The organism is Photobacterium sanctipauli (genome assembly GCF_003026495.1).
In the GTDB taxonomy this organism is placed as follows: Bacteria; Pseudomonadota; Gammaproteobacteria; order Enterobacterales; family Vibrionaceae; genus Photobacterium; species Photobacterium sanctipauli.
Genome location: NZ_PYMA01000007.1, coordinates 167,564 through 189,443, shown reverse-complemented (window position 1 = coordinate 189,443; position 21,880 = coordinate 167,564). Strand labels below are relative to the sequence as shown.

Genomic DNA, 21,880 nt, shown 5'->3' with positions numbered 1-21,880 from the left:
ACATCTCTTTCTTTTCTTACTATTACGCTCTGTCTGAGGTCTGCTCTGTGGAAATAATTTCTGCGGCGGTCATGCTATTTCTGATCATGGATCCGCTTGGTAACTTGCCGGTAATGTTGTCGATTTTGCGACATATTGAACCTAAAAGACGACGATTCATTATGATCCGTGAATTGTTGATTGCCTTGGTGATTTTGTTGCTGTTTTTATTCGGTGGTCAGCAAATGCTGAACTTCCTCCACGTGTCGAATGAGACGGTCAGTATTTCTGGGGGCATTATTTTGTTCCTGATTGCTATCCGGATGATTTTCCCTCAACCGGGTGGGGTGACGGGCCTGGCCGCGGGCGAGGAGCCGTTTATCGTGCCGATGGCGATCCCGATGATTGCCGGGCCGTCGGTGCTGGCTTCGCTACTATTGTTATCGAACCAAGAGCCGGGGCGAACGGGCGACTGGGTTATCGCGGTGCTGCTGGCTTGGGGCGCATCATTTATTATTTTGATGTTCTATGAGGTATTTAACCGCGTATTGGGCGAGAAGGGGCTAAAAGCCGTGGAACGCTTGATGGGGCTGTTGCTGATTATGATTTCGACCCAAATGTTCCTAAACGGGGTCCGTGAGTTTTTTGCTATCGGCGGCTAGCCGTGATCGGTCGCGATAAAAAGAAGCGAGGCCAATGGCCTCGCTTCTTTTTTTACATCATATGCTTGCGACGGATGTCGAGCAGGGCGAAGATACCAAAGATCAGTATCGACCACTTCTCCCAGCGCGACATCTTGATTTTGTCACCGAAGGCGCCGATAAAAATCAACATTTGCAGGCCGTGCATCATGAATAGGAAGGCGGTCATGATGTACAGTGCCATGGCGGCAACACCCGGGAATGGGTGGAAAATGTTAACCAGTAGGACGAACCAGACAAAACCAATTGCTGCCTTGGCCAGTAAAATCAATGCTTTCATGCTTCTTCTCTTTCAAATAAACGGTAGCAAACCTGTCCGGCTGCTTTTTCCTTGTTCATATGCCAGTGGGCCGGGGTATCCAACTCACCAAGCTCTTTCTCTGCTTCGATATAAATCACAGCGTTCGGTGCCAGCCAGTTGTTTTGTTCAAGCAAGTCAAACACTTCTGGTAGCAGTTTCTTACGAAACGGCGGGTCGATAAATACGATATCAAACGGCGTGCCCGGTTGCTTCAAAAAAGCCAAGCTATCGGTGTTGTGCACCTTGGCATTGTCGGCACCGATCATGGTGCGGTTTTTTTCGAGCTGCTCGGCCGCCTTCTTGTCGAGTTCCAGCATGGTGACATGGCTGGCACCGCGGGAGAGGGCTTCAAAGCTCAGGCTGCCGCTACCGGTGAAAAGGTCGAGGCAATTGGCTTCAAATAGATCTTGCGCCAGCCAGTTAAACACCGTTTCCTTTACCCGGTCGGTCGTTGGTCGAAGGCCTTCAACATCATGAACAGGCAGTTTTCGCCCGCGCCAGCGTCCGCTGATGATCCTTACGAATCCTTCACGGCGATTATTTGGCATATTTCGCCCTGTTTGTTGTCTGCGTCTCGTCATAGATTTCTTCGACCGTTTAGAAAATGATAGTATACCTAAACCGTCTTAATATGCGCGATTTAGGGTACCTCTTGAGGTATACACCTGTGTTAAAGCTGCAAATTGTACCAATCAAGCTCTAGGATTTGCCAATGGCAGAAAAAAAGAAACGCGGATTATTTTCGTGGCTGGGTTTTGGCTCTGAGGAGCAAGCCGAGCAAACAGAACAAAAAGATGCCCACAGTGATGTGGAAACCAATGATGATGCACAAGTAGCTGACGCCAAAGCGGCAGCAGAGGTTGAGGCAGAAGCAGCAGCCAAAGCGGCGGCAGAAGCCGAAGTGGAAGCAGCAGCCAAGGCGGCGGCAGAGGCCGAAGCGGAAGCAGCAGCCAAAGCGGCGGCAGAGGCCGAAGCAGAAGCAGCAGCCAAAGCAGCGGCAGAGGCCGAAGCGGAAGCAGCAGCCAAAGCGGCGGCAGAAGCCGAAGCAAAAGCCGCTGCCCAAGCCGCGGCAGAGGCTGAAGGTGAAGCAGAAACTGCAATCATAGCAGATACGCCTGCTAGCGAAGCGGCTGTCGTTGAACAAGAAAAGCCAAAGAGCGAGGGCTTCTTTGCCCGCTTGATGAAAGGGCTGAAAAAGACCAAGACCAACTTCGGCTCTGGCTTCATGGGCTTGTTCCGCGGCAAGAAAATCGATGACGACTTGTTTGAAGAGTTGGAAGAGCAACTGCTTGTTGCCGATGTCGGCATGGACACCACGCTGAAGATCATCGAGAGCCTGACCGATAAGGCGAGCCGTAAAGACTTGCAAGACGGCGAAGCCCTGTACGGCTTGCTCAAAGATGAGCTTAGCGAGATGCTGGCGAAGGTTGAGCAGCCTTTGGTCGTTGATACCAGCAAGAAGCCTTACGTTATCTTGATGGTTGGTGTTAACGGTGTGGGTAAAACGACCACCATCGGTAAGTTGGCCAAGCAGTTCCAGAGCGAAGGCAAGTCGGTGATGTTGGCGGCGGGTGATACCTTCCGTGCCGCTGCTGTTGAGCAGCTGCAGGTATGGGGTGAGCGCAACAATGTCCCAGTGGTTGCCCAGCATACCGGTGCCGACAGTGCCTCGGTGATTTTCGATGCGATTGAATCGGCCAAGGCGAAAAATGTCGATGTGGTGATTGCCGATACCGCGGGCCGCCTGCAGAACAAAGGCAACCTGATGGAAGAGCTGCGCAAGATCGTGCGCGTGATGAAGAAGGTGGATCCGCACGCCCCGCATGAAATCATGCTGACGGTGGATGCGGGGACTGGCCAGAATGCGATTAGCCAAGCCAAGCTGTTCAGCGAGGTTGCACCGGTCACCGGCATTACCCTGACCAAGCTTGATGGTACGGCCAAGGGTGGTGTGATCTTTGCGATTGCCGATCAGTTCAACATCCCAATCCGCTACATCGGTATTGGTGAGGGGATCGAAGATCTTCGTCCTTTTGCTGCCGATGAGTTTATCGAAGCGCTATTTAGTGACGAGGAATAAATCGTGATCCGGTTTCAGCAGGTCAGTAAGGCTTATCGAGGCGGGCGTCAGGCCCTGCAAAAAGTAGATTTTCATCTGCAACCCGCAGACATGGCGTTCTTAACCGGGCACTCCGGCGCAGGTAAGAGTACCCTGCTGAAACTGATATGTGCGATTGAACGTCCAAGTGATGGCAAGATCTTGTTTAACGGGCACGATATAACGCGTATCGACAACAAGCAGATCCCGTTCTTGCGCCGCAATATCGGGATTATCTTTCAGGACCACAAGCTCCTGATGGATCGCAGCATTTACGATAATGTTGCGATGCCGTTGCGGGTTGAACAGGCCACGGAAAACGAGATCAAGCGGCGGGTGTCGGCCGCCCTGGACAAGGTGGGGCTGCTCGACAAAGCCCGCTGCCTGCCGATCCAGCTATCGGGCGGTGAGCAGCAGCGCGTGGGTATCGCGAGGGCGATCGTCAACAAGCCGTTGGTGCTGCTGGCCGATGAACCGACCGGTAACCTTGATGCGGCGTTGTCCCAGCAAATCATGGCACTGTTCGAGGAGTTTAACCGGGTAGGGGTGACGGTCTTGATGGCCACCCACGATACCTCGTTGCTCACAACCCATAACTACCGTCGCTTGGATTTACACCAGGGAATGCTAAGGGAGATAGCCCGTGGCGCGTGAGAAGACTGGCTTTTTTAGTCTGCACCAGCAGCAATGTAAGCAAGCACTAACTGATATGTTCCGCCGCCCGCTGGGTAACGTCCTGACCCTGGCTGTGTTGGCGTTTGCCTTGACCCTGCCCGCGAGCTTTTACCTGTTTGCCAAGAATATCACCTTGGTGGCGCAGCAGTGGCAGAGCCCGACCCAGTTGACCCTCTACCTCGAACAACAGACGCCGGAGTCGGTGGCGAATGAGGTTCGCGATCAGTTGCTTGGATGGCCGGAAGTGGCCGAAGTGGAATATATCTCCCCCCAGCAAGGGTTGGCTGAGTTCCGCCAGCAGGCCGGGTTCGATCAGGCGCTGAGCTTGCTGGATGACAATCCACTGCCAGCCGTGCTGGTTGTTCGGCCTAGCGACAGTTGGCAGACCAGTGACAAGGCGGGGCAGCTGGCGGCCAAGCTAAGGGTGGAAGCGGCCGTTGAGGAAGTGAGGCTCGACAGCGATTGGCTGCAGCGGCTCGATGCAATCAAGCAGTTGGCCACCACGCTGGCCATGATCATCTCCGGCTTGATGTTGTTTGCGGTATTCCTGATTGTCGGTAATACCCTGCGTTTGCAAGTATTGAATCAGAAAGATGAAATTCAGGTCATGAAGTTGGTGGGTGCCACCGACAGCTTCATTCTCCGCCCTTACCTCTATACTGGTGTATGGTACGGGTTGATAGGTGGTGTTGTGGCTTGGGTACTGACCGCATTGGTGACCGTGCTGCTTGATGGTTCGGTTGCCTCCCTGGCCGATCTTTATGCCAGCGAGTTCCGATTGGTCGGGCTTAGCTGGGATGAAACCTTGATTTTATTGATGGTGGCAGCGTTTCTTGGCCTGTTGGCCGCCAGGCTTTCTGCCGGACGCCATTTAAAAGAAATTGAACCTATCTGACGTTTTTCGTTCTATAAATAGTGTAAATTACGCCCCCGGCTTGCAATAGCGTTCGATTTCTGGGCATTATTACGGGTTCAAGCAATTTCGCTTTGGTACAAAAAACACACGAGGTTTGTTGAATGGCACAAGAGATGACTTCAATGGCTCTAGTTTCTGCCGATAGTCTGGATAGTTACGTCCAGAGCGTGAACAGCTATCCAATGCTGTCAGCCGAGCAGGAGCGCGAGTTAGCTGAGCGTCTTCACTTTGATGGTGATATTAATTCGGCGAAGGCGCTGGTTATGTCTCACCTACGATTTGTTGTGCATGTGGCACGTGGCTACTCTGGCTACGGTCTTCCTATGGCCGACTTGGTACAGGAAGGCAATATCGGCTTGATGAAGGCTGTTAAGCGCTTCAACCCAGAGGTTGGCGTGCGCTTGGTGTCGTTCGCGGTGCACTGGATCAAAGCTGAAATTCATGAATACGTGTTGCGTAACTGGCGTATTGTCAAAGTTGCCACCACCAAGGCCCAGCGAAAACTGTTCTTCAACCTGCGCAAGTCGAAAAAACGCCTGGGCTGGTTCAATAACGATGAAGTTGAGATGGTGGCAGAGCAGCTTGGCGTTGATGCCAGCGATGTACGAGAGATGGAATCGCGCTTGGCGGCGCAGGATCCCGCTTTTGAAATGCCGTCGGAAGACGACGATCGCGATAGCGGCTACACGGCACCGGTCTACTTCCTGGAAGACAAGTCTTCGGACGTGGCATTGAGCTACGAGGAAAACAACTGGGAAACCCATGCAAACAACCGCCTGTCATCGGCGTTGGCTGGCTTGGATGAGCGTAGCCAGCATATTGTTCGTTCTCGTTGGCTGGATGAGAACAAGGCAACCTTGCAAGAATTGGCTGATCACTACAGCGTATCTGCTGAAAGGATCCGCCAGCTTGAAAAAAATGCCATGAAAAAGCTGAAAGAAGCAGTGGGTGACGCGATCTAGGATCGTCGAAAACTATCCACAAACCATGATTTTTAAAAACCAGCCTGTGGCTGGTTTTTTTGTGGCTGAAATCTGGGAGATAGCTCACACAAACAAGGGGATCTGAGTGTGGATAACTTCTTTATCCACAGTTTTCTTTATGATCCTAACTACATATAGTGGATCCAAATTTGTAAAACCACATTATCAACGCAATCCACAGATTTTTCCACAGCTGGTGGTAAATTGTACAGCGATGGGGTGCGATGAATAAATCCATGTAGCAACCCCTTGCCCTGACTGGCTTTGTCACGTAATTTTCTTATTGGGATTACCCTTGTTATCTCTATGGGGTTGTGAGTAACTTGGTGGGGTACAATGGCAAATAACAATTAAAGCAGCGGGTGATCTTGAAAACGGACGATCGTCACATTTTGTGGCGGGCACAAGATCATTATCGCGGATCACACTTATAGAGAGTCAGTACTTCATGGATCAATTTGAACATATCGGCGTCGAGCAGGCGTATGCGTTACTAAACCAAGCGTCTGAAAACGCGGTGTTGGTCGATATTCGCGACCCGCAATCTTACGCGCTGTCCCATCCCGAGGGTGCCTTCCACCTGACCAATGATACAATGGTGGCCTTTATGGACGAGGTGGACTTTGAGCAGCCGGTGATTGTGATGTGCTATCACGGGATCAGCAGCCAGGGCGCCGCTCAGTACCTAATTAACCAAGGGTATGATTGTGTCTATAGCCTCGACGGTGGCTTCGAGGCATGGAAGCGCCAATCGTACCCATGTATTCAGACGGCATAGCCTCCAGGCTTTGGGGGAAGCTGCGCAATTGAAGTGGAGAGTGGGATGTATCGCTTAGCCGGAATGAGTAACCCGCGACAGGCACAGGCATTTATCGACTACATGGCGTCGAGGGGGATTGCCTTGAGCCTCGCGCCAGAGCCGGAGGGGCGCTTTGCTATTTGGTTGGAAGATAGCACGCACCTGGTCGAAGCCGAAGCCGAGCTGCATATGTTCCTGGCTGATCCTTATGCTGCCAAGTACCAAGCCGCTTCGTGGGATGTGGCAGAAAGCCGCACCGCCAAGTTCTACTACAACAGCCCCAACCTATTGAAGGTGGTGAAGTCCCAAGCGGGGCCGTTCAGCCTGTCGGTAATGGTTACCACTGTTGTGATTTATGTACTGTGGCTTCTGGGCTTCCAGCAAACCTTGTTTGATTGGTTGCATTTTCCCTCGATGGAAGGGGATCAGTGGCAGCTGTGGCGCTTCTTCTCCCATGCGCTGATCCACTTTTCGGCACTGCATATTGTGTTTAACTGCCTATGGTGGTGGCTGCTTGGCGGCCAGCTCGAGCAACATAGCGGTGTGGCCAAATTGGTTCAGGTCTTTTTGGTTTCGGCGCTAATTTCGGGCTTTGCCCAATTTTGGTTGAGCGATCCCGGCCCTAGCTACTATTTTGGAGGGCTGTCCGGGGTGGTATACGCCTTGATGGGCTATATATGGTGGATGGGATGGCTGAGCCCGCAGCAGGGCTTGTCGCTGCCGCGAGCTTATGTCGGCTTTATGTTGGTGTGGTTGGTGATTGGCTTTATCCAGCCGTTCATGGCTATCGCGAACATGGCGCATTTATTTGGTTTGCTCAGCGGTTGCGGCTTGGCGCTGTTTGATGCCACCAAGGGGCGCCGTCACTAAGCTCCTCCCTTCGCTTTGATCATGCCCTAATTTGGGCTTAATGGGGTGAATACCAGCAATGGTGTTCACCTTTTTTGTTGATATGTGGCACTCCCCCGTAAATATGGCTTAAAAGTGCCTACTTTTATCAATATTCCAGCATAGAAATCTGTGTATTTGATTCCATTCACATTTTCTTACCTTTGTTCGAGCAATAATTTGCGCTCATTGAGTGTTATTGGTTATTTTCGCTCGCCCCGTGCTCGTTTTATCTAAAAAGACACATAAATACTATAAAAAGGAACATTGAATGTTTGGCATCTTTACACCTGCTCTGCATCGGGAGCGCCTGCCGGATGGGCAAATCGACTCCACATACAAGCGCCTGCGCTGGCAGTTATTTATCGGTATTTTCTTTGGCTACGCCGGTTACTACCTTGTCCGTAAAAATTTCAGCTTGGCCATGCCATACCTGATTGAGGAATATGGCTACAGCCGGGGCGACTTGGGTGTCGCATTGGCGGCGGTGTCTATTGCCTACGGCTTGTCGAAATTCTTGATGGGCAGCGTGTCCGACCGCTCCAACCCGCGTTACTTCCTCGCGGCGGGTTTGACGATGTCGGCACTCATCATGTTGTGCTTTGGCTTCATGCCATGGGCAACGGGCAGTATTGCGGCCATGTTTATCTTGCTGTTCCTGAACGGTTGGTTCCAGGGGATGGGGTGGCCTGCTTGTGGCCGGACCATGGTGCACTGGTGGTCGCGCAAGGAGCGCGGTGAAATTGTGTCGGTTTGGAATGTTGCCCATAACGTGGGTGGTGGCTTGATTGGCCCAATGTTCCTGCTTGGCCTATGGGCATTCAACGATGATTGGCGCACCGCATTTTATGTTCCTGCCTTCTTTGCGCTGTTGGTGGCTGCCTTTACCCTGTTGGTGATGCGCGATACCCCGCAATCATGCGGCTTGCCGTCGATTGAAGAGCACAAGAACGACTACCCTGATAGCTACGACGCATCGCACGAGAAAGAGATGACCGCCAAGGAAATCTTCTTCAAGTATGTGTTTAACAACAAGCTGTTGTGGTTCATTGCGATTGCCAATGCCTTCGTTTACCTGATCCGCTACGGTGTGCTGGACTGGGCGCCGGTTTACCTGAGCGAAGTGAAGGATTTCACCGTGGATAAATCGTCTTGGGCCTACTTCCTGTACGAGTGGGCGGGGATCCCGGGTACGCTATTGTGTGGCTGGATGTCGGATAAGTTCTTCAAGGGCCGCCGTGCGCCTGCCGGTATCTTGTTCATGGTATTGGTGACCCTGGCGGTATTGGTTTACTGGTTCAACCCGGCCGGCAACCCGACGATTGATATGATGGCATTGGTGGCTATCGGCTTCTTGATTTATGGCCCTGTTATGCTGATTGGCTTGTACGCGCTAGAGCTTGCGCCGAAGAAGGCGGCAGGTACGGCAGCTGGATTAACTGGCCTGTTCGGCTACCTTGGTGGCGCGGTGGCTGCAAATGCCATCTTGGGCTACACCGTTGACCACTTTGGCTGGGATGGCGGCTTTATGGTGCTAACTGCATCTTGTGGCTTATCTATTTTCTTCCTTGTACTTGCGCTGCTGGGCGAAAGTAAAGTGCATCGCCAGCGTGTTAGTGAGCAAGCACAACAAAATGCATGATTGAAGGCGCCATCATTGGCATCTTTAACTAGCACTAGGTAAGATGACAAGGCTTCGCAGTTGCGAAGCCTTGTTTTTATGCCAGCTTTTTGGATGAAATAGGAGCCGCGCCAGCAGTGAAGCAGAGCAAACGTCACCAGGAAATTATTGATCTCGTTAAGACCCAGGGATATGTCAGCACCGACGATCTTGTGGAGCGTTTTAATGTCAGCCCGCAGACGATTCGTCGCGATTTAAATGAATTGGCAGCCGACAATAAGATCCGTCGTCACCACGGTGGGGCAACCATTCCATCCAGCTCGGTGAATACCTCGTACAACACCCGTAAGGTGATGCAGCTGGCCGAGAAAGACAACATTGCCCAGGCCATGGTCCAGCATATTCCTGACGGGGCGACACTCTTTATCGATATCGGTACCACCCCGGAAGCAGTGGCCCGCGCCCTGCTTGACCACAATGATTTGCGTATCGTGACCAACAACCTCAATGTCGCCAGTATCCTGACCGGCAAAGATGACTTTAGGGTGATCTTGGCAGGTGGCGAAGTGCGCAACCGTGACGGTGGCATTGTGGGCGAGGCGACCCTGGATTTCATTTCCCAGTTCCGTTTGGACTTCGGTATTTTGGGGATCAGCGGTATCGAGCTTGATGGTTCATTGCTTGACTTTGACTACCACGAGGTGAGGGTGAAGCAGGCAATCATTGAAAACAGCCGCTGCGTAATGCTGGGTGCCGACCACACCAAGTTTGGCCGCAATGCGATGGTGAACCTGGGCGATATTAGCCAGGTGGATATGCTGTTCACCGATCAGCAACCGCCAGAGGAGCTGGCCAAGCGCTTGGCCGAATTGGATATCCATACCGAGATCATTCAATAACACTTACACTGCAGTCAGCGAACACATGAGAAAACGGGTTACCTTTGGTAGCCCGTTTTTTTTGCCAAAATGTTAGCGTGATCATGAGATTGTGAAAAAACGAAAATATTAATAATGATCTCAATCAAAAAATTGTCTATAGTGCTCGATATCGAACATAAATGCGCGTTTTGGAACTTTTCATTTTCGTTAGAGGTAAAGGCATGGCAGTGGGCAACGAGGTTCTTGATATTATTGTGGTTGGTGGCGGGATCAACGGGGCGGGTATTGCCGCCGATGCCGCGGGCCGTGGGTTAACCGTAGGGTTATACGAAGCCAAGGACTTTGCTTCTGCTACTTCTTCCGCCAGCTCCAAGCTTATCCATGGTGGTTTGCGCTACCTTGAGCACTACGAGTTCAGGCTGGTGGGCGAAGCCTTGGCCGAGCGTGAAGTGCTACTGCGCAAGATCCCGCACATTGCCCGCCCGATGCGTTTTCGCTTGCCGCACCGCCCGCACCTGCGCCCGGCCTGGATGATCCGTGCCGGGTTGTTCCTCTACGATAACCTTGGCAAGCGTGCCACCCTGCCAGCCAGCTGCGGCCTCAAGTTTGGTGACGAGTCGGTACTAAAGCCAGAGATCACCAAGGGTTTCGAATACTCGGATTGCTGGGTTGATGATGCGCGTTTGGTATTGCTCAATGCGATGGAAGTGGCAGAGCGTGGCGGCGAAGTGCGTAACTACTGCCGAGTTGAAAGGGCGGTACGCCAAGATGGCCAATGGTTGGTGACACTGCGCGACATGCAAAGCAACGAAACCTTTGAACGCCGTAGCCGCGCGTTGGTCAACGCGGCCGGCCCTTGGGTGAAGGAATTCTATGACAATGGCTTGGATACCCCGTCGCCGCGTAATATCCGCCTGATCAAGGGATCGCACATCGTGGTGCCGCGCGTGCATGATCAGGAGCAGGCCTACATCCTGCAGAATGAAGATAACCGGATTGTGTTTGTGATCCCTTACTTGGACCGCTTCTCGATAATCGGCACCACTGATGTCGAGTACAAGGGGGATCCGCGTGAGGTCGCCATCGACGAGTCGGAAATCGGTTACCTGCTCGATGTCTACAACCAGCACTTCAACCACCAAATTGCCCGTGACGATGTGGTGTGGACCTATAGCGGTGTTCGCCCGCTATGCGATGATGAGTCGGATTCGCCTCAGGCGATCACCCGCGACTACACCCTGGATCTCGAGCAGCAAGGCGACGAAGCGCCGTTGCTGTCTATCTTTGGCGGCAAGCTGACAACCTATCGCAAGCTGGCGGAAACGGCGATGGTCAAGCTGGCACCCTTTTTCCCGACAATGGGACAGCCGTGGACGGCGCAGAGCTACCTACCGGGTGGCGAGGCAGGGTTCAATGCCAAATGGCGTATCTCGATGCTAACCCGTACCTATCCTTGGATGCCGGCACTGACTGCCGAGCGCCTTGTGACCAACTATGGTAGCCGCACCGAGCAGATCATGGCTGGGGTGAGAGGCGAAGCCGATATGGGTGAGCATTTTGGCGAGGGCTTCTATGCCCGCGAACTCGATTACTTGGTCGAGCATGAGTTTGTTTGCGATGCGCAAGACGCCCTTTGGCGCCGCAGCAAGCTTGGCTTGTACCTGAATGAATCGCAGCAGCAGGCCGTGGCAGATTACCTTGATAGCCGCCAGCGCCTATCGATTGCGAGCTAGTCGCGAAGCGATAACCAACAAAAAAACCGGTACCACATAGGGGTACCGGTTTTTTTATGCCAGGCAAGCGGGGTGAACCGCTTGCCGGCTTGTGTCCGCATTGGCTGTTATTGGTGTGGTTATTGGTGTCGTTATTGGTATAGATACTTGGTGAACAGTAACTCGGTGACCAGCTTTTGGTTGGTTTCGGTGATCAGCAGCTCGTTGACCTTGCTCAGGCAGGCCTGGCGGATTTCCTCCCGTCCCGCCAAAGACTTGATCCGGGCTTCTGGCTGTTGGCCAATGATGCTGATGATGGCGTCGCGGATCAGCGGGGCATGGTGCTCGACTTCTTTCACCAGTTTCGGGTCGGCAACCATCAAATCAACTTGCAGGCGCAGGTAGCCGAGCTTTTTGCCCTGGGTGGTGTAGTTGGTGGTGATATCCGGGGCAAGCGTGTAATAGGTGTACTGTGGTGAGGCAGTGCCTTCGGCTTCGGCAAGGGCGGGGAAAGACGCCGTGATAGCCGCAAATAGGATTACAAGACTCGAGATTATTGATTTCATTAGTACACTCATTGGGTTACATAATTTTCTGGTGATGAATTGTCATCTTTCGATCGTAACGATATTCGTACACGTTACAGCTTGCTACAATAGTGTTTCTTCATGGTAATAAATTAACCGGATTCTACCAAGCCTTTGATAGGCGAAGGGTAGGGTTTTTATTGGAAAAATGTCGAAATTCAAGCAGTTGTACAAGCCCTTATTGGATGGTGCAAAATGGCAAGCACCGAAAGAAGCTGCCATAGAAGGGACCGAGTTTGGGCATTGGTTGCTTGAACGTGATTCGCTGTCGCGCCGGTTCGAGCGTCATTGTAGCGAATTTACCGTCTCGCTGATCGAGCAGGTAAAGATAGGGCGTGAACAGCTTCAGGACGATGAACGCGCCCTGATTGGCAACAATGATTGCTTGTTGCGCAAGGTCGTATTGTTTGGCGATGGCCAACCTTGGGTTTTTGCCCGCACCTTGATCCCGTTGTCGACCCTCACCGGGCAAGAGCAAGATTTGGCGCAGTTAGGGGAAATGCCGCTTGGTTTTCGGATTTTCACTGACCGCAGTGCCCGCCGGGATGCATTGGTGGTGGCGAACGTTGGCAATGCGTCGGCACCGCTATGGGCCCGCCGTTCCCGTTTGTGGGTAAATGAAAAGCCGCTATTGGTGGCAGAGTTATTTTTGCAGGAAGCCCCGTTATATAAGGAGACTCAACATTGGAAATGACCAAAGCGAAAGCTTTTTGGCAGTTGGCGCGCTTTGATCGCCCGATTGGGAGTTTGTTACTACTGTGGCCGACCTTGTGGGCCTTGTTCCTCGCCGCCGATGGGATCCCCGATCTGCATGTGCTGGCGGTCTTTGTCCTCGGGGTGATTTTCATGCGGGCGGCAGGCTGCGTGATCAATGACTTTGCTGATCGCAACTTTGACGGCCATGTGAAGCGCACCGCCCAGCGGCCGATGCCTTCTGGCAAGGTGTCGGAGCGCGAGGCATTGGCACTGTTTGCAATGCTGGTCTTGGTGTCCTTCTTGCTGGTGCTGACCATGAACACCTTGACGATCATGCTATCGGTGGTGGGTCTGGCTTTGGCCGCGGCGTATCCGTTTATGAAGCGCTATACCCATTTGCCGCAACTGGTATTGGGAATGGCGTTTGGCTGGTCGATCCCGATGGCGTATGCCGCACAGGCGGGTGAGCTGCCATTGGTGGCATGGTTGTTGTTTGCGGCCAATATCCTTTGGACCATTGCTTATGACACCTTGTATGCCATGGTTGATCGGGATGACGACCTTAAGGTCGGGATCAAATCGACGGCTATTTTATTTGGCCGATTCGACAAGATGATTGTCGGCTTGCTGCAATTGGGTACCTTGGTATTGCTGATTGTGATCGGCGCGGTATTGTCGCTCTCACAGGTGTACTTTTGGTTCTTGCTATTGGCATCGTCGCTGTTCGTATTCCAGCAAATGCTGATCCGCGAGCGCGAGCGCGAACCCTGCTTCAAGGCTTTCTTGAACAACAATTATTTTGGCATGCTCGTTTGTATCGGTATTGCCATTAGCGTGTGTATATAACGCTATCGAAACAGTAAAAAGCGCCTACGGGCGCTTTTTTTATGCTTGGTGATAAGTTGTTGCCCGGCGGGCTAGCTTTTGGGTTATCGCAAGCTAAAAGCTGTACAAGGTGTACGCCAATTGACTCGGTATATATAGAGCTTGGTTTAAGTGTTTGATTTTAATGGCTGTATTTGCCTTTTGCTGTTGCGTACAGCTTTTGGGGCACGATAGATAAAAAGCTCAATTGCCTGTACGCAATCCGAAATAGTGCGGGAGTTTGGTGTTTGGCGAAAACAAAAACGGGCTGCAAGGCAGCCCGTTTCGCTTAAGTATAGTATTGCGGTTTACGCATCGGCGTCGGTATCTTCCAGGCGCTCTTCGCGGTTCATCACGGCTTGGATAGTCAGCTTCACTTCCGGTGATACTAAGGCGGCCAGCAACTCGGCAAGGTGCTCGACCGGTTGCGATACGGCGTGGCACTCTTCGTTGAGGTAGCCTTCGCTGCGCAGGGTTTTTACCAAGGTGGCAAAGACACCCTTGTCGAAGAACTCCGGCGCGTTGATACCGTGCAGGCGGCTTAGGCGCTGTGCCATCATTTGGCTCTGCTGCTCCAGATCGCTCTTCATCAGCTGCGGCTCGGAGCGCAGCAGGGTCAGGGCGATAGCATAGCGCTGCAAGGTCTCGGTGATGGTGCGGGCCAGCAGGTGAAGCGGGCCAATCCGGCTGTTGTTCAGGCTAACGGTATCGCCGTCGCGCAAGATCAGGCGCTGGCGGGCCAACTCTTCGATCTGCGACTCAACCACCTCTGCAAGCTCGCTTTCGTCAAAGCGCAGGAACAACTCGGCTTTCAGGAACGGGTAGAGATCGGCCACTTGGTCCTGAATCGCTTTAACCGACAGGCTTTGGTGCTGGATCACGATGTTGGCAATCAGTGATGGCAACGCAAACAGGTGGATAATGTTGTTGCGGTAGTAGGTCATCAAGATCGCCTGCTGACGATTTAGCGACACCATCTCGCCCAGGCTGTCGCGCTCAACCACAAACTTGTCCATTTCGATGGCATGCTCGACCATAGCCTTGGCATCGGCATCCGGCATGGTGAACTGATCCGAGTAAGGCACGTTGCGCATCAGCTGCAAGTAGCAATCCATCTGCTGCTCAAGCTCTTCGCGGCTCAGGGCGCGCTGGCGGGACGACAGCAGGGCCAGGCCACATAGCGTCAAGGCGTTGGTGGCGGCGGCATCGTTGATGTGCGTCATCATCTTCACAGCCAGATCGTTGACCACCGGGTTCAGCCAGTTTGGACGCTGTGGCTCGATAGGGTCGATGTCTTTGTGCCACTCAGGCACGTGCTCGTTAAGGTAGTGGTTAAGCGGGATTGGCTCACCAAAGTTAACGTAGCCCTGGCCTAGGTTGCGAAGCTTGCGCAAGGTGCGCAGTACCTGGCCGACGTTTTCTTTTTCTTTGCGCTTGCCACGCAGCTCCTTGGCATAGGTCGCTACTTCCATCACGTGTTCGTAGCCGATGTAGACAGGCACCAGCGTAACCGGGCGGTTGAGGCCGCGCAGCATGGCTTGGATTGTCATCGACAGCATGCCGGTTTTGGCTGGCAGTAGACGGCCGGTACGCGAGCGGCCGCCCTCGCTGAAGTACTCCACCGAATAACCCTTGGCAAACAGCTCAGCCAAGTATTCGCGGAAGACGGTTGAGTACAGGCGGTTGCCCTTGAAGCTACGGCGAATGAAAAAAGCCCCGCCGCGGCGGAAAATAGGACCGGCAGGGAAGAAGTTCAGGTTGATACCGGCAGCAATGTGCGGCGGTACCAAGCCCTCCCGGTACAGTACGTAGGAAAGCAGCAGGTAGTCCATGTGGCTGCGGTGGCACGGCACATACACAATTTCATGGCCGTCTTGCGCCAAGCGGCGCACACGCTGGGCGTTGTGGATGTTCAGCCCCTGGTAGAGCTTGTTCCACAGCCAGCCAAGAAAGCGCTCGCCGTTTTTGATCAGCGAGTAGGAGAAGTCGGCGGCGATTTCTTCCATCATGTCGATGGCTTCTTTGCGCACCTTCTCGACAGGTACATCGCGTGCTGCCGCTTCTTCGGCGACCACCTTCTCGATAGCCTTGGATGCCAGCAGGCGGTTGAACAGCACTTGGCGATCAGGCAGCTTGGGCCCCGATGCCGCCAACTGCTGGCGCGAGAAGTGGATGCGGGCAACACGGGCCAGCTTGTTGGCAATCGAGTCGTCGGTACCGTGGTGGTCGGCCATGTAGCGCAGCGACACTGCCGGGCTTAGGCGTACCATGCAGTCCCGGCCGTGGCCAAGAATGGTGAAGAACTTTTCCGGGCCGTTTAGCGGGCGCAGGATAGGGCGGTGGTTATCTTCTTTGCCTGGCTTGCGTCCCCACAGAATCGATGCAGGCACAACCTGGACATCCAATTTACTGTCTTGTTTGTGTTGTTCTAGCAGGGCAGTGAATAGCTCGATGGATTCTGGCGGCAAGTCGCCATTGGTGCCGAACACGCTTGGCCCGCTGGCGATATAGACATAGCGGGTATATAGCTGGCCGTTAATCTCCAGCGGGGTTAGCGGATCAGGCAGGCCGAGTTCTTGGGTGCTGCGGCGCAGCGTCATAAGATCGGTGTTGGAGCTGAACGGCAAGATGTAAACAATCGGTCGTTCTAGGTCAAGCTCCAAATCAGCAACGGGATCTGAGGGAATGGAATTGGTTTTAACCAGCAGAGAAAGCGGCAAATCCAGTATTTTTTGGTAGATTTTCTGCCAACTTGACATATCTTTTTACTAGCCTCGAATTCTTAATGCGTGGCAAGGATAGCAGAAAAAACGCAGCGATAAGCAGCGAAATAGCACATCTTGGCGGTTAAATATTATTTTGCATAATGTTTTTATATATTTCATCTTTATAGTCAGTGACTAACAGATCACCCCTTTTTAATTTGCCGCTTTTGGCTGCATCACGGCTAAAATTGCTGTTTTCCTGAACAATGCCCTTTTCAAGCGCGCTAACACTGGATATACTCACAGTGAACTGTATAAAAAGACAGGGTGAGCTATGAAGCCGTTAACGCCGCGCCAACAAGAAGTCTTTGATTTGATCAAAGCAAAAATTGAAGATACTGGAATGCCGCCAACACGTGCTGAAATAGCCCGTGAACTAGGCTTCCGCTCTGCCAATGCTGCCGAGGAGCACCTCAAGGCACTGGCTCGCAAAGAAGTGATTGAAATTATTCCGGGTGCCTCGCGGGGGATCCGCCTACTGCTGAATACCGACGACAACGAAGACGCAGGCCTGCCGCTGATCGGCCAGGTGGCTGCCGGTGAGCCAATCTTGGCCCAAGAGCATGTCGAGACCCACTATGAAGTTGACCCGGCCTTATTCAAGCCCCGTGCCGATTTCTTGCTGCGTGTTAATGGTATGAGTATGAAAGACATCGGAATTATGGACGGCGACTTGCTGGCCGTGCACAAGACCCAGGATGTTCACAACGGCCAGGTCGTGGTTGCCCGTGTCGATGACGATGTAACGGTGAAGCGCCTTGAGAAGAAAGGCTCGCAGGTATTGCTTCATGCCGAAAACGAAGAGTTTTCACCGATTGTGGTTGATTTGAGTTCCCAGCACCTCAGTATTGAAGGCATCGCCGTCGGGGTGATCCGTAATACTGACTGGATGTAAGCGGAAAAGCGCTATTTTATTCTGAAATATCCATCTATTCCCAATTGCATTGTTTAGACTTTGCAATTGTTAATGATAGTCATTATCATCTTCTTAAGTGTTTAGGAGGTGATAATGGCCCAGTCAACTCGCTACGATATCCCATCTGATTTGCTTCAGCCGCTCTGGCTCCGTAGCCGCGAGAGCTTGGCTGATGATCGCCTAATTTACGACCCAATGGCCGCGGCAGCTTGTCGCCAGTGCAGCCTCAAGCCAGATTGCCTTGCGGGCAATGTTACCGAGCAGCAGCTATTGCATGCGAGCCTGACGTTGCAGTGCGATCGCCAGGTTGAGGATTTTCTTCGCCGCCATCCCGGCGGGCGGATCATCAATATCGGTGCCGGTCTGGATACCCGCTTCTATCGGGTTGATAACGGGTTGTGCCGTTGGTTTGATATCGATATCACCGAGAATCTGGTTTGGCGCCAGCGCCTGTTCCACGATAGCGAACGCTACCGGATGATCACCGGCTCGATCACCGATCTCGCCTGGCTACAGGCGCTACCCGGCACGGCATCTTGCCCCGTCATGCTCCTGTGCGATCAGGCACTGCTGCATTGCGATACCGGCGTGGTTTCCAAGTTCCTCCAAGCCATTGGCTGCCATTTCAATAAAGTTGAGGTGTGCCTGGTGCTGGCGGGCGATCTCTGCCATTCGCCATTGGCCCAAAAAATGGGCGTGGCGGCGTATTCGCACGGGTATGCTGATCCGCAGCGCCAGCTGCTTGACCTGATACCCTGGGCAGAAGCGGTGGGCCGCTATAGCCCGCTGGATAAGCCTTGTTCGCGCTGGCGCTCATGGCAACGCTGGATTGCCAAGATCCCCGGTTTGAAATACCGCCTGCTACCGGTTCTCCTGCATATTCGCCTATAGATGCCATAGTCGACCCAATAATCCACTAGCATGCATTGTGCCATAGTGACGCGGGTCGCATTTTTTTCCCGATAATTTATTGCTCATTTCTTCGATCCTGTCCTAAGTTAATTGTAAACAAAGTGTTAACCGAACTTGCGCTGCTTTTCGCTTTCTAGTGATAGGAAGGCGTTGTTTCATTGAATGATATTCGTGCTATTCGGCACCGCTTGGTGCGGCAGAAAGGCACGGAAACAGGATAGGACAGGAGGGATCCGGGTGATGATTCGCCAATTGATCTGCGCTTTGGGTATGTTACTTGCTTTGCCGACTTACGGTGAAACCCAATCCATGCCGCTCAATATGACGCAGGGGGTGACAGAAGTCAGCCAGCGGGTATTTGAGCTCCACATGACCATTTTCTACATCTGTGTAGCGATCGGCCTGGTGGTTTTCGGGGTGATGTTTTGGGCCATTATCCACCACCGCAAGTCGAAAGGCGCGATCGCCGCGTCCTTCCATGAAAGTACCAAGGTCGAAATCCTCTGGACGGTGATCCCGTTTGTTATCCTGATTGTGATGGCCGTACCGGCAACCCAGACATTACTGGCGATGGAAGATACCTCCAAGCCTGATATGACCATTCAGGTCACGGGCTCGCAATGGAAATGGCATTACAGCTATTTCGACGAAGATGTCCAATTTTACTCCCACCTTGCAACGTCTTCTGCCCAAATTGAAAACCTCCGCGAGAAGCGAGACAACTACCTGCTGGAAGTCGACCGCCCGTTGGTTTTGCCGATTGGCAAAAAGGTGCGCTTCTTGATCACCTCGCAAGATGTTATCCACTCCTGGTGGGTGCCTGATTTCGCCGTGAAGAAAGACGCCAACCCGGGTTTTATCAACGAAGCTTGGACCCGCATTGACGAGCCGGGGATCTACCGCGGCCAGTGTGCCGAATTGTGCGGTAAAGACCATGGCTTTATGCCGGTGGTGGTGATTGCCAAACCGCAGGATGAGTATGAGGAATGGCTGCAGGCGACCAAGGTTGCCCAACGCGAAGCGAGGGAAGAAGAGCAGCGCTTGCTGGACATGCAAATGTCGATGGATGAGCTGATGGATTTGGGTGAGAAGGTCTACAACACCCGCTGTGCAATGTGCCACCAGGCCAACGGCCAAGGCTTGCCGGGCGCCTTCCCTGCATTGGCAGGGCAGGGTGTGTCAATCGACTCCGCTGCCAAGCTTGAGCATATCAGCGTGGTGGTCCACGGCAAGCCGGGTACCGCGATGCAGGCCTTCGGGCCGCAGCTCAGCCTGAAGGCGCTGGCTGCCGTGATCACCTATGAGCGTAATGCCTGGGGGAACAGTACTGGTGAAACAGTCCAAGCTGCCGAGGTTCAGGCAGTGCTGGATGGTGAAGAGTTTTAGGGGAGAGAAAAACCATGACGGATATGTTGCGTGAGCAAACCGAGGTCGAGGAAACCCAGACCGAGCATGAGCATCACGATAACCACCAGACAGGCTGGAAGCGTTGGCTGTTTACCACCAACCACAAGGACATCGGCTCGCTGTACCTGATGTTTAGCTTTGCCATGTTCCTGATTGGCGGGGCGATGGCGATGGTGATCCGCGCAGAGTTGTTCCAGCCCGGCCTGCAGTTGGTTGAGCCGAACTTTTTCAACCAGATGACCACCGTTCACGGCCTGATCATGGTATTTGGCGCGGTGATGCCGGCCTTTACCGGCTTGGCTAACTGGATGATCCCAATGATGATTGGGGCGCCGGATATGGCACTGCCGCGAATGAACAACTGGAGCTTTTGGATCCTGCCGTTTGCCTTCGCCATGCTGCTTGCTTCGCTGTTCATGGAAGGGGGCGGGCCAAACTTCGGCTGGACTTTCTATGCGCCGCTGTCGACCACCTATAGCCCCGAAAGCACAGGCTTGTTTGTCTTTGCTATCCATATCATGGGGATCAGCTCCATCATGGGTGCCATCAACGTGGTCGTGACGATTGTCAACCTGCGGGCACCGGGCATGACCTACATGAAAATGCCGCTATTCGTTTGGACCTGGCTCATTACCGCTTTCTTGCTTATTGCGGTCATGCCGGTGCTGGCGGGGGCGGTGACCATGGTATTGACCGATAAATACTTTGGCACCAGCTTCTTCGACGCTGCGGGCGGCGGGGATCCGGTGATGTTCCAGCATATATTCTGGTTCTTCGGCCACCCTGAAGTTTACATTATGATTTTGCCGAGCTTCGGTATCATTTCGGCGATTATACCCGCGTTTTCTCGCAAGAAGCTCTTTGGCTATAGCTCAATGGTGTACGCGACGGCATCGATTGCCGGCTTGAGCTTCTTGGTTTGGGCACACCATATGTTCACGACCGGGATGCCGGTGGCCGCCGAGTTGTTCTTCATGTATTGCACCATGCTGATATCGGTGCCGACTGGGGTGAAGGTCTTCAACTGGGTTGCCACCATGTGGCGCGGCTCGATGACCTTTGAGGTACCGATGCTGTTCGCCATTGCCTTTATCGTGCTGTTTACCATTGGCGGGTTTTCCGGCTTGATGCTGGCAATTACCCCGGCCGACTTCCAATACCACGATACCTATTTTGTGGTGGCCCACTTTCACTATGTCTTGGTGTCGGGGGCAATATTCTCGATCATGGCGGCAGCCTATTATTGGTTGCCTAAATGGACCGGGCATATGTTCGACGAGAAGCTGGCGAAATGGCACTTCTGGTGCTCGATCATCTCGGTCAATATCTTGTTCTTCCCTATGCACTTCCTGGGCTTGGCCGGTATGCCGCGCCGTATCCCAGACTATGCCTTGCAGTTTGCCGATATCAATGCGGTGGTCAGTATCGGGGGCTTCCTGTTCGGCTTGTCGCAATTGATTTTCCTCGCCGTGGTTGTCAAGTGCGTTCGCGGTGGCGAAAAGGCAGCGGCCAAACCGTGGGACGGGGCCGAGGGGCTGGAGTGGAGCGTGCCGTCTCCGGCGCCGCACCATACCTTCTCGACGCCGCCGAAAGTGGATTAAGGAGGGCTGGCGATGAGCGCGAATCCTGATCCCAAAGCAAAAGGCAAGCAACGCTCGGTATGGTCGCTGGTGGTGATGTCGGTCCTGATGTTTGGCTTTGCGTTTGCCTTGGTGCCGTTGTATGACGTGTTCTGCGACATAACCGGGATCAACGGTAAAACATCGGATACCGCATCAGTAAGCAGTGAACGGGTCGATAAAAGCCGCGAAGTCACGGTCGAGTTCGTGGCCTACATCAATCCCGGGGTGCGTTGGACCTTCGAGCCGGAGGTCAAGACCTTGGTGGTCAATCCGGGGCAGACCCATACCATCAATTATGAAGCGCGCAACCTGACGGCGTTGGAAACCATCGGCCAGGCTGTGCCTTCGGTCAGCCCGGGAACCGGGGCTAAGTATTTCAATAAAATCGAATGCTTTTGCTTCAACCATCAGCCGTTGGCGGGTGGGGAAACCGCAAAGCTGCCGCTGGTCTTTTATGTCGACCCGGAGCTGCCTGATGATATCAATACCCTGACATTGGCTTACACCCTTTATAACGCCAAGCCGGCTGAAACGGCAAAAACGCAATGAGGTTGAGA

The 21,880-nt window shown here is 53.2% G+C and carries 21 protein-coding genes; 17 read left to right on the top strand and 4 right to left on the bottom strand.

Features of this window, described 5'->3' with window-relative positions; genetic code table 11:
• The first annotated feature begins 47 nt into the window (after nucleotides 1-47).
• On the top strand, nucleotides 48-641 hold the full coding sequence (locus tag C9I98_RS13315) for a YhgN family NAAT transporter (protein ID WP_036829019.1): 594 nt from the start codon (nucleotides 48-50) through the stop codon (nucleotides 639-641).
• Between the two features lie 52 nt (nucleotides 642-693).
• Here the strand turns inward: C9I98_RS13315 and C9I98_RS13310 are convergent, their stop codons facing one another.
• Together C9I98_RS13310 and rsmD are read right to left on the bottom strand one after the other, a co-directional pair.
• Nucleotides 694-960, bottom strand: a complete 267-nt coding sequence (locus C9I98_RS13310) for a DUF1145 domain-containing protein (protein WP_107272076.1) — start codon at nucleotides 958-960, stop codon at nucleotides 694-696.
• Nucleotides 957-1,562 (bottom strand): 16S rRNA (guanine(966)-N(2))-methyltransferase RsmD, encoded by a 606-nt coding sequence (rsmD, locus tag C9I98_RS13305; RefSeq protein WP_036822557.1) that lies wholly within the window; start codon nucleotides 1,560-1,562, stop codon nucleotides 957-959. The genes C9I98_RS13310 and rsmD overlap by 4 nt, the downstream gene beginning before the upstream one ends.
• A gap of 131 nt (nucleotides 1,563-1,693) precedes the next feature.
• On the opposite strand from rsmD, the gene ftsY reads away from it, so the two are divergent.
• The 9 genes from ftsY (at nucleotide 1,694) to glpD (ending at nucleotide 11,575) form a co-directional block, all read left to right on the top strand.
• On the top strand, nucleotides 1,694-3,061 hold the full coding sequence (gene ftsY, locus C9I98_RS13300) for a signal recognition particle-docking protein FtsY (protein WP_036822560.1): 1,368 nt from the start codon (nucleotides 1,694-1,696) through the stop codon (nucleotides 3,059-3,061).
• A gap of 3 nt (nucleotides 3,062-3,064) precedes the next feature.
• Entirely contained in the window at nucleotides 3,065-3,733 is a 669-nt protein-coding gene (gene ftsE, locus C9I98_RS13295) for a cell division ATP-binding protein FtsE (RefSeq protein ID WP_036822563.1), read from the top strand.
• Nucleotides 3,723-4,649, top strand: a complete 927-nt coding sequence (ftsX, locus tag C9I98_RS13290; protein WP_036822566.1) for a permease-like cell division protein FtsX — start codon at nucleotides 3,723-3,725, stop codon at nucleotides 4,647-4,649. The genes ftsE and ftsX overlap by 11 nt, the downstream gene beginning before the upstream one ends.
• A gap of 122 nt (nucleotides 4,650-4,771) precedes the next feature.
• Nucleotides 4,772-5,632: an RNA polymerase sigma factor RpoH gene (rpoH, locus tag C9I98_RS13285; RefSeq protein WP_036822569.1), complete on the top strand. Its 861-nt coding sequence runs from the start codon at nucleotides 4,772-4,774 to the stop codon at nucleotides 5,630-5,632.
• 469 nt (nucleotides 5,633-6,101) lie between these two features.
• Entirely contained in the window at nucleotides 6,102-6,431 is a 330-nt protein-coding gene (glpE, locus tag C9I98_RS13280; protein ID WP_036822572.1) for a thiosulfate sulfurtransferase GlpE, read from the top strand.
• Between the two features lie 45 nt (nucleotides 6,432-6,476).
• Nucleotides 6,477-7,322 carry a rhomboid family intramembrane serine protease GlpG gene (glpG, locus tag C9I98_RS13275; protein ID WP_036822576.1) on the top strand — a complete coding sequence of 282 codons (846 nt, stop codon included), beginning with the start codon at nucleotides 6,477-6,479 and terminating at the stop codon, nucleotides 7,320-7,322.
• A 289-nt stretch (nucleotides 7,323-7,611) separates the two neighbouring features.
• Nucleotides 7,612-8,982 (top strand): glycerol-3-phosphate transporter, encoded by a 1,371-nt coding sequence (gene glpT / locus C9I98_RS13270; RefSeq protein ID WP_036822578.1) that lies wholly within the window; start codon nucleotides 7,612-7,614, stop codon nucleotides 8,980-8,982.
• Nucleotides 8,983-9,098: 116 nt separating this feature from the next.
• Entirely contained in the window at nucleotides 9,099-9,860 is a 762-nt protein-coding gene (locus C9I98_RS13265; protein ID WP_107272075.1) for a DeoR/GlpR family transcriptional regulator, read from the top strand.
• A gap of 203 nt (nucleotides 9,861-10,063) precedes the next feature.
• The gene (gene glpD / locus C9I98_RS13260; protein WP_107272074.1) at nucleotides 10,064-11,575 is read left to right on the top strand and encodes a glycerol-3-phosphate dehydrogenase; all 1,512 of its coding nucleotides are present in this window, start codon (nucleotides 10,064-10,066) and stop codon (nucleotides 11,573-11,575) included.
• A 131-nt stretch (nucleotides 11,576-11,706) separates the two neighbouring features.
• Here the strand turns inward: glpD and C9I98_RS13255 are convergent, their stop codons facing one another.
• Nucleotides 11,707-12,120, bottom strand: coding sequence for a flagellar basal body-associated protein FliL (locus C9I98_RS13255; RefSeq protein ID WP_036818652.1), 414 nt, complete (start codon nucleotides 12,118-12,120; stop codon nucleotides 11,707-11,709).
• Nucleotides 12,121-12,289: 169 nt separating this feature from the next.
• Here C9I98_RS13255 and C9I98_RS13250 point away from each other — a divergent pair, with 169 nt between their 5' ends.
• Together C9I98_RS13250 and ubiA are read left to right on the top strand one after the other, a co-directional pair.
• A complete protein-coding gene (locus C9I98_RS13250) occupies nucleotides 12,290-12,835 on the top strand; it encodes a chorismate--pyruvate lyase family protein (protein ID WP_036818650.1) in 546 nt (181 codons plus the stop codon).
• Nucleotides 12,832-13,683: a 4-hydroxybenzoate octaprenyltransferase gene (gene ubiA / locus C9I98_RS13245; RefSeq protein WP_081878869.1), complete on the top strand. Its 852-nt coding sequence runs from the start codon at nucleotides 12,832-12,834 to the stop codon at nucleotides 13,681-13,683. The genes C9I98_RS13250 and ubiA overlap by 4 nt, the downstream gene beginning before the upstream one ends.
• Before the next feature lie 326 nt (nucleotides 13,684-14,009).
• Here ubiA and plsB read toward each other — a convergent pair whose 3' ends face one another.
• A complete protein-coding gene (gene plsB / locus C9I98_RS13240; RefSeq protein WP_036818646.1) occupies nucleotides 14,010-16,460 on the bottom strand; it encodes a glycerol-3-phosphate 1-O-acyltransferase PlsB in 2,451 nt (816 codons plus the stop codon).
• Nucleotides 16,461-16,740: 280 nt separating this feature from the next.
• On the opposite strand from plsB, the gene lexA reads away from it, so the two are divergent.
• The 5 genes from lexA to C9I98_RS13215 all read left to right on the top strand — a co-directional run bounded on the left by lexA (nucleotide 16,741) and on the right by C9I98_RS13215 (nucleotide 21,872).
• A complete protein-coding gene (gene lexA, locus C9I98_RS13235; RefSeq protein ID WP_036818644.1) occupies nucleotides 16,741-17,361 on the top strand; it encodes a transcriptional repressor LexA in 621 nt (206 codons plus the stop codon).
• A 114-nt stretch (nucleotides 17,362-17,475) separates the two neighbouring features.
• Nucleotides 17,476-18,273 (top strand): class I SAM-dependent methyltransferase, encoded by a 798-nt coding sequence (locus tag C9I98_RS13230; RefSeq protein ID WP_036818643.1) that lies wholly within the window; start codon nucleotides 17,476-17,478, stop codon nucleotides 18,271-18,273.
• 291 nt (nucleotides 18,274-18,564) lie between these two features.
• Nucleotides 18,565-19,680: a cytochrome c oxidase subunit II gene (coxB, locus tag C9I98_RS13225; RefSeq protein WP_476742056.1), complete on the top strand. Its 1,116-nt coding sequence runs from the start codon at nucleotides 18,565-18,567 to the stop codon at nucleotides 19,678-19,680.
• Nucleotides 19,681-19,694: 14 nt separating this feature from the next.
• Entirely contained in the window at nucleotides 19,695-21,302 is a 1,608-nt protein-coding gene (ctaD, locus tag C9I98_RS13220; RefSeq protein ID WP_107272073.1) for a cytochrome c oxidase subunit I, read from the top strand.
• Nucleotides 21,303-21,314: 12 nt separating this feature from the next.
• Entirely contained in the window at nucleotides 21,315-21,872 is a 558-nt protein-coding gene (locus tag C9I98_RS13215; RefSeq protein ID WP_107272072.1) for a cytochrome c oxidase assembly protein, read from the top strand.
• The last annotated feature ends 8 nt before the right edge of the window (nucleotides 21,873-21,880 follow it).

Coding starts and splice junctions, on each gene's coding strand:
- C9I98_RS13310 (WP_107272076.1), bottom strand. CDS start 960: ATGAAAGCATTGATTTTACTGGCCAAGGCAGCAATTGGTTTTGTCTGG.
- rsmD (WP_036822557.1), bottom strand. CDS start 1,562: ATGACGAGACGCAGACAACAAACAGGGCGAAATATGCCAAATAATCGC.
- ftsY (WP_036822560.1), top strand. CDS start 1,694: ATGGCAGAAAAAAAGAAACGCGGATTATTTTCGTGGCTGGGTTTTGGC.
- rpoH (WP_036822569.1), top strand. CDS start 4,772: ATGGCACAAGAGATGACTTCAATGGCTCTAGTTTCTGCCGATAGTCTG.
- glpE (WP_036822572.1), top strand. CDS start 6,102: ATGGATCAATTTGAACATATCGGCGTCGAGCAGGCGTATGCGTTACTA.
- glpG (WP_036822576.1), top strand. CDS start 6,477: ATGTATCGCTTAGCCGGAATGAGTAACCCGCGACAGGCACAGGCATTT.
- glpT (WP_036822578.1), top strand. CDS start 7,612: ATGTTTGGCATCTTTACACCTGCTCTGCATCGGGAGCGCCTGCCGGAT.
- glpD (WP_107272074.1), top strand. CDS start 10,064: ATGGCAGTGGGCAACGAGGTTCTTGATATTATTGTGGTTGGTGGCGGG.
- C9I98_RS13255 (WP_036818652.1), bottom strand. CDS start 12,120: ATGAAATCAATAATCTCGAGTCTTGTAATCCTATTTGCGGCTATCACG.
- C9I98_RS13250 (WP_036818650.1), top strand. CDS start 12,290: ATGTCGAAATTCAAGCAGTTGTACAAGCCCTTATTGGATGGTGCAAAA.
- ubiA (WP_081878869.1), top strand. CDS start 12,832: ATGACCAAAGCGAAAGCTTTTTGGCAGTTGGCGCGCTTTGATCGCCCG.
- plsB (WP_036818646.1), bottom strand. CDS start 16,460: ATGTCAAGTTGGCAGAAAATCTACCAAAAAATACTGGATTTGCCGCTT.
- lexA (WP_036818644.1), top strand. CDS start 16,741: ATGAAGCCGTTAACGCCGCGCCAACAAGAAGTCTTTGATTTGATCAAA.
- C9I98_RS13230 (WP_036818643.1), top strand. CDS start 17,476: ATGGCCCAGTCAACTCGCTACGATATCCCATCTGATTTGCTTCAGCCG.
- coxB (WP_476742056.1), top strand. CDS start 18,565: ATGTTACTTGCTTTGCCGACTTACGGTGAAACCCAATCCATGCCGCTC.
- ctaD (WP_107272073.1), top strand. CDS start 19,695: ATGACGGATATGTTGCGTGAGCAAACCGAGGTCGAGGAAACCCAGACC.
- C9I98_RS13215 (WP_107272072.1), top strand. CDS start 21,315: ATGAGCGCGAATCCTGATCCCAAAGCAAAAGGCAAGCAACGCTCGGTA.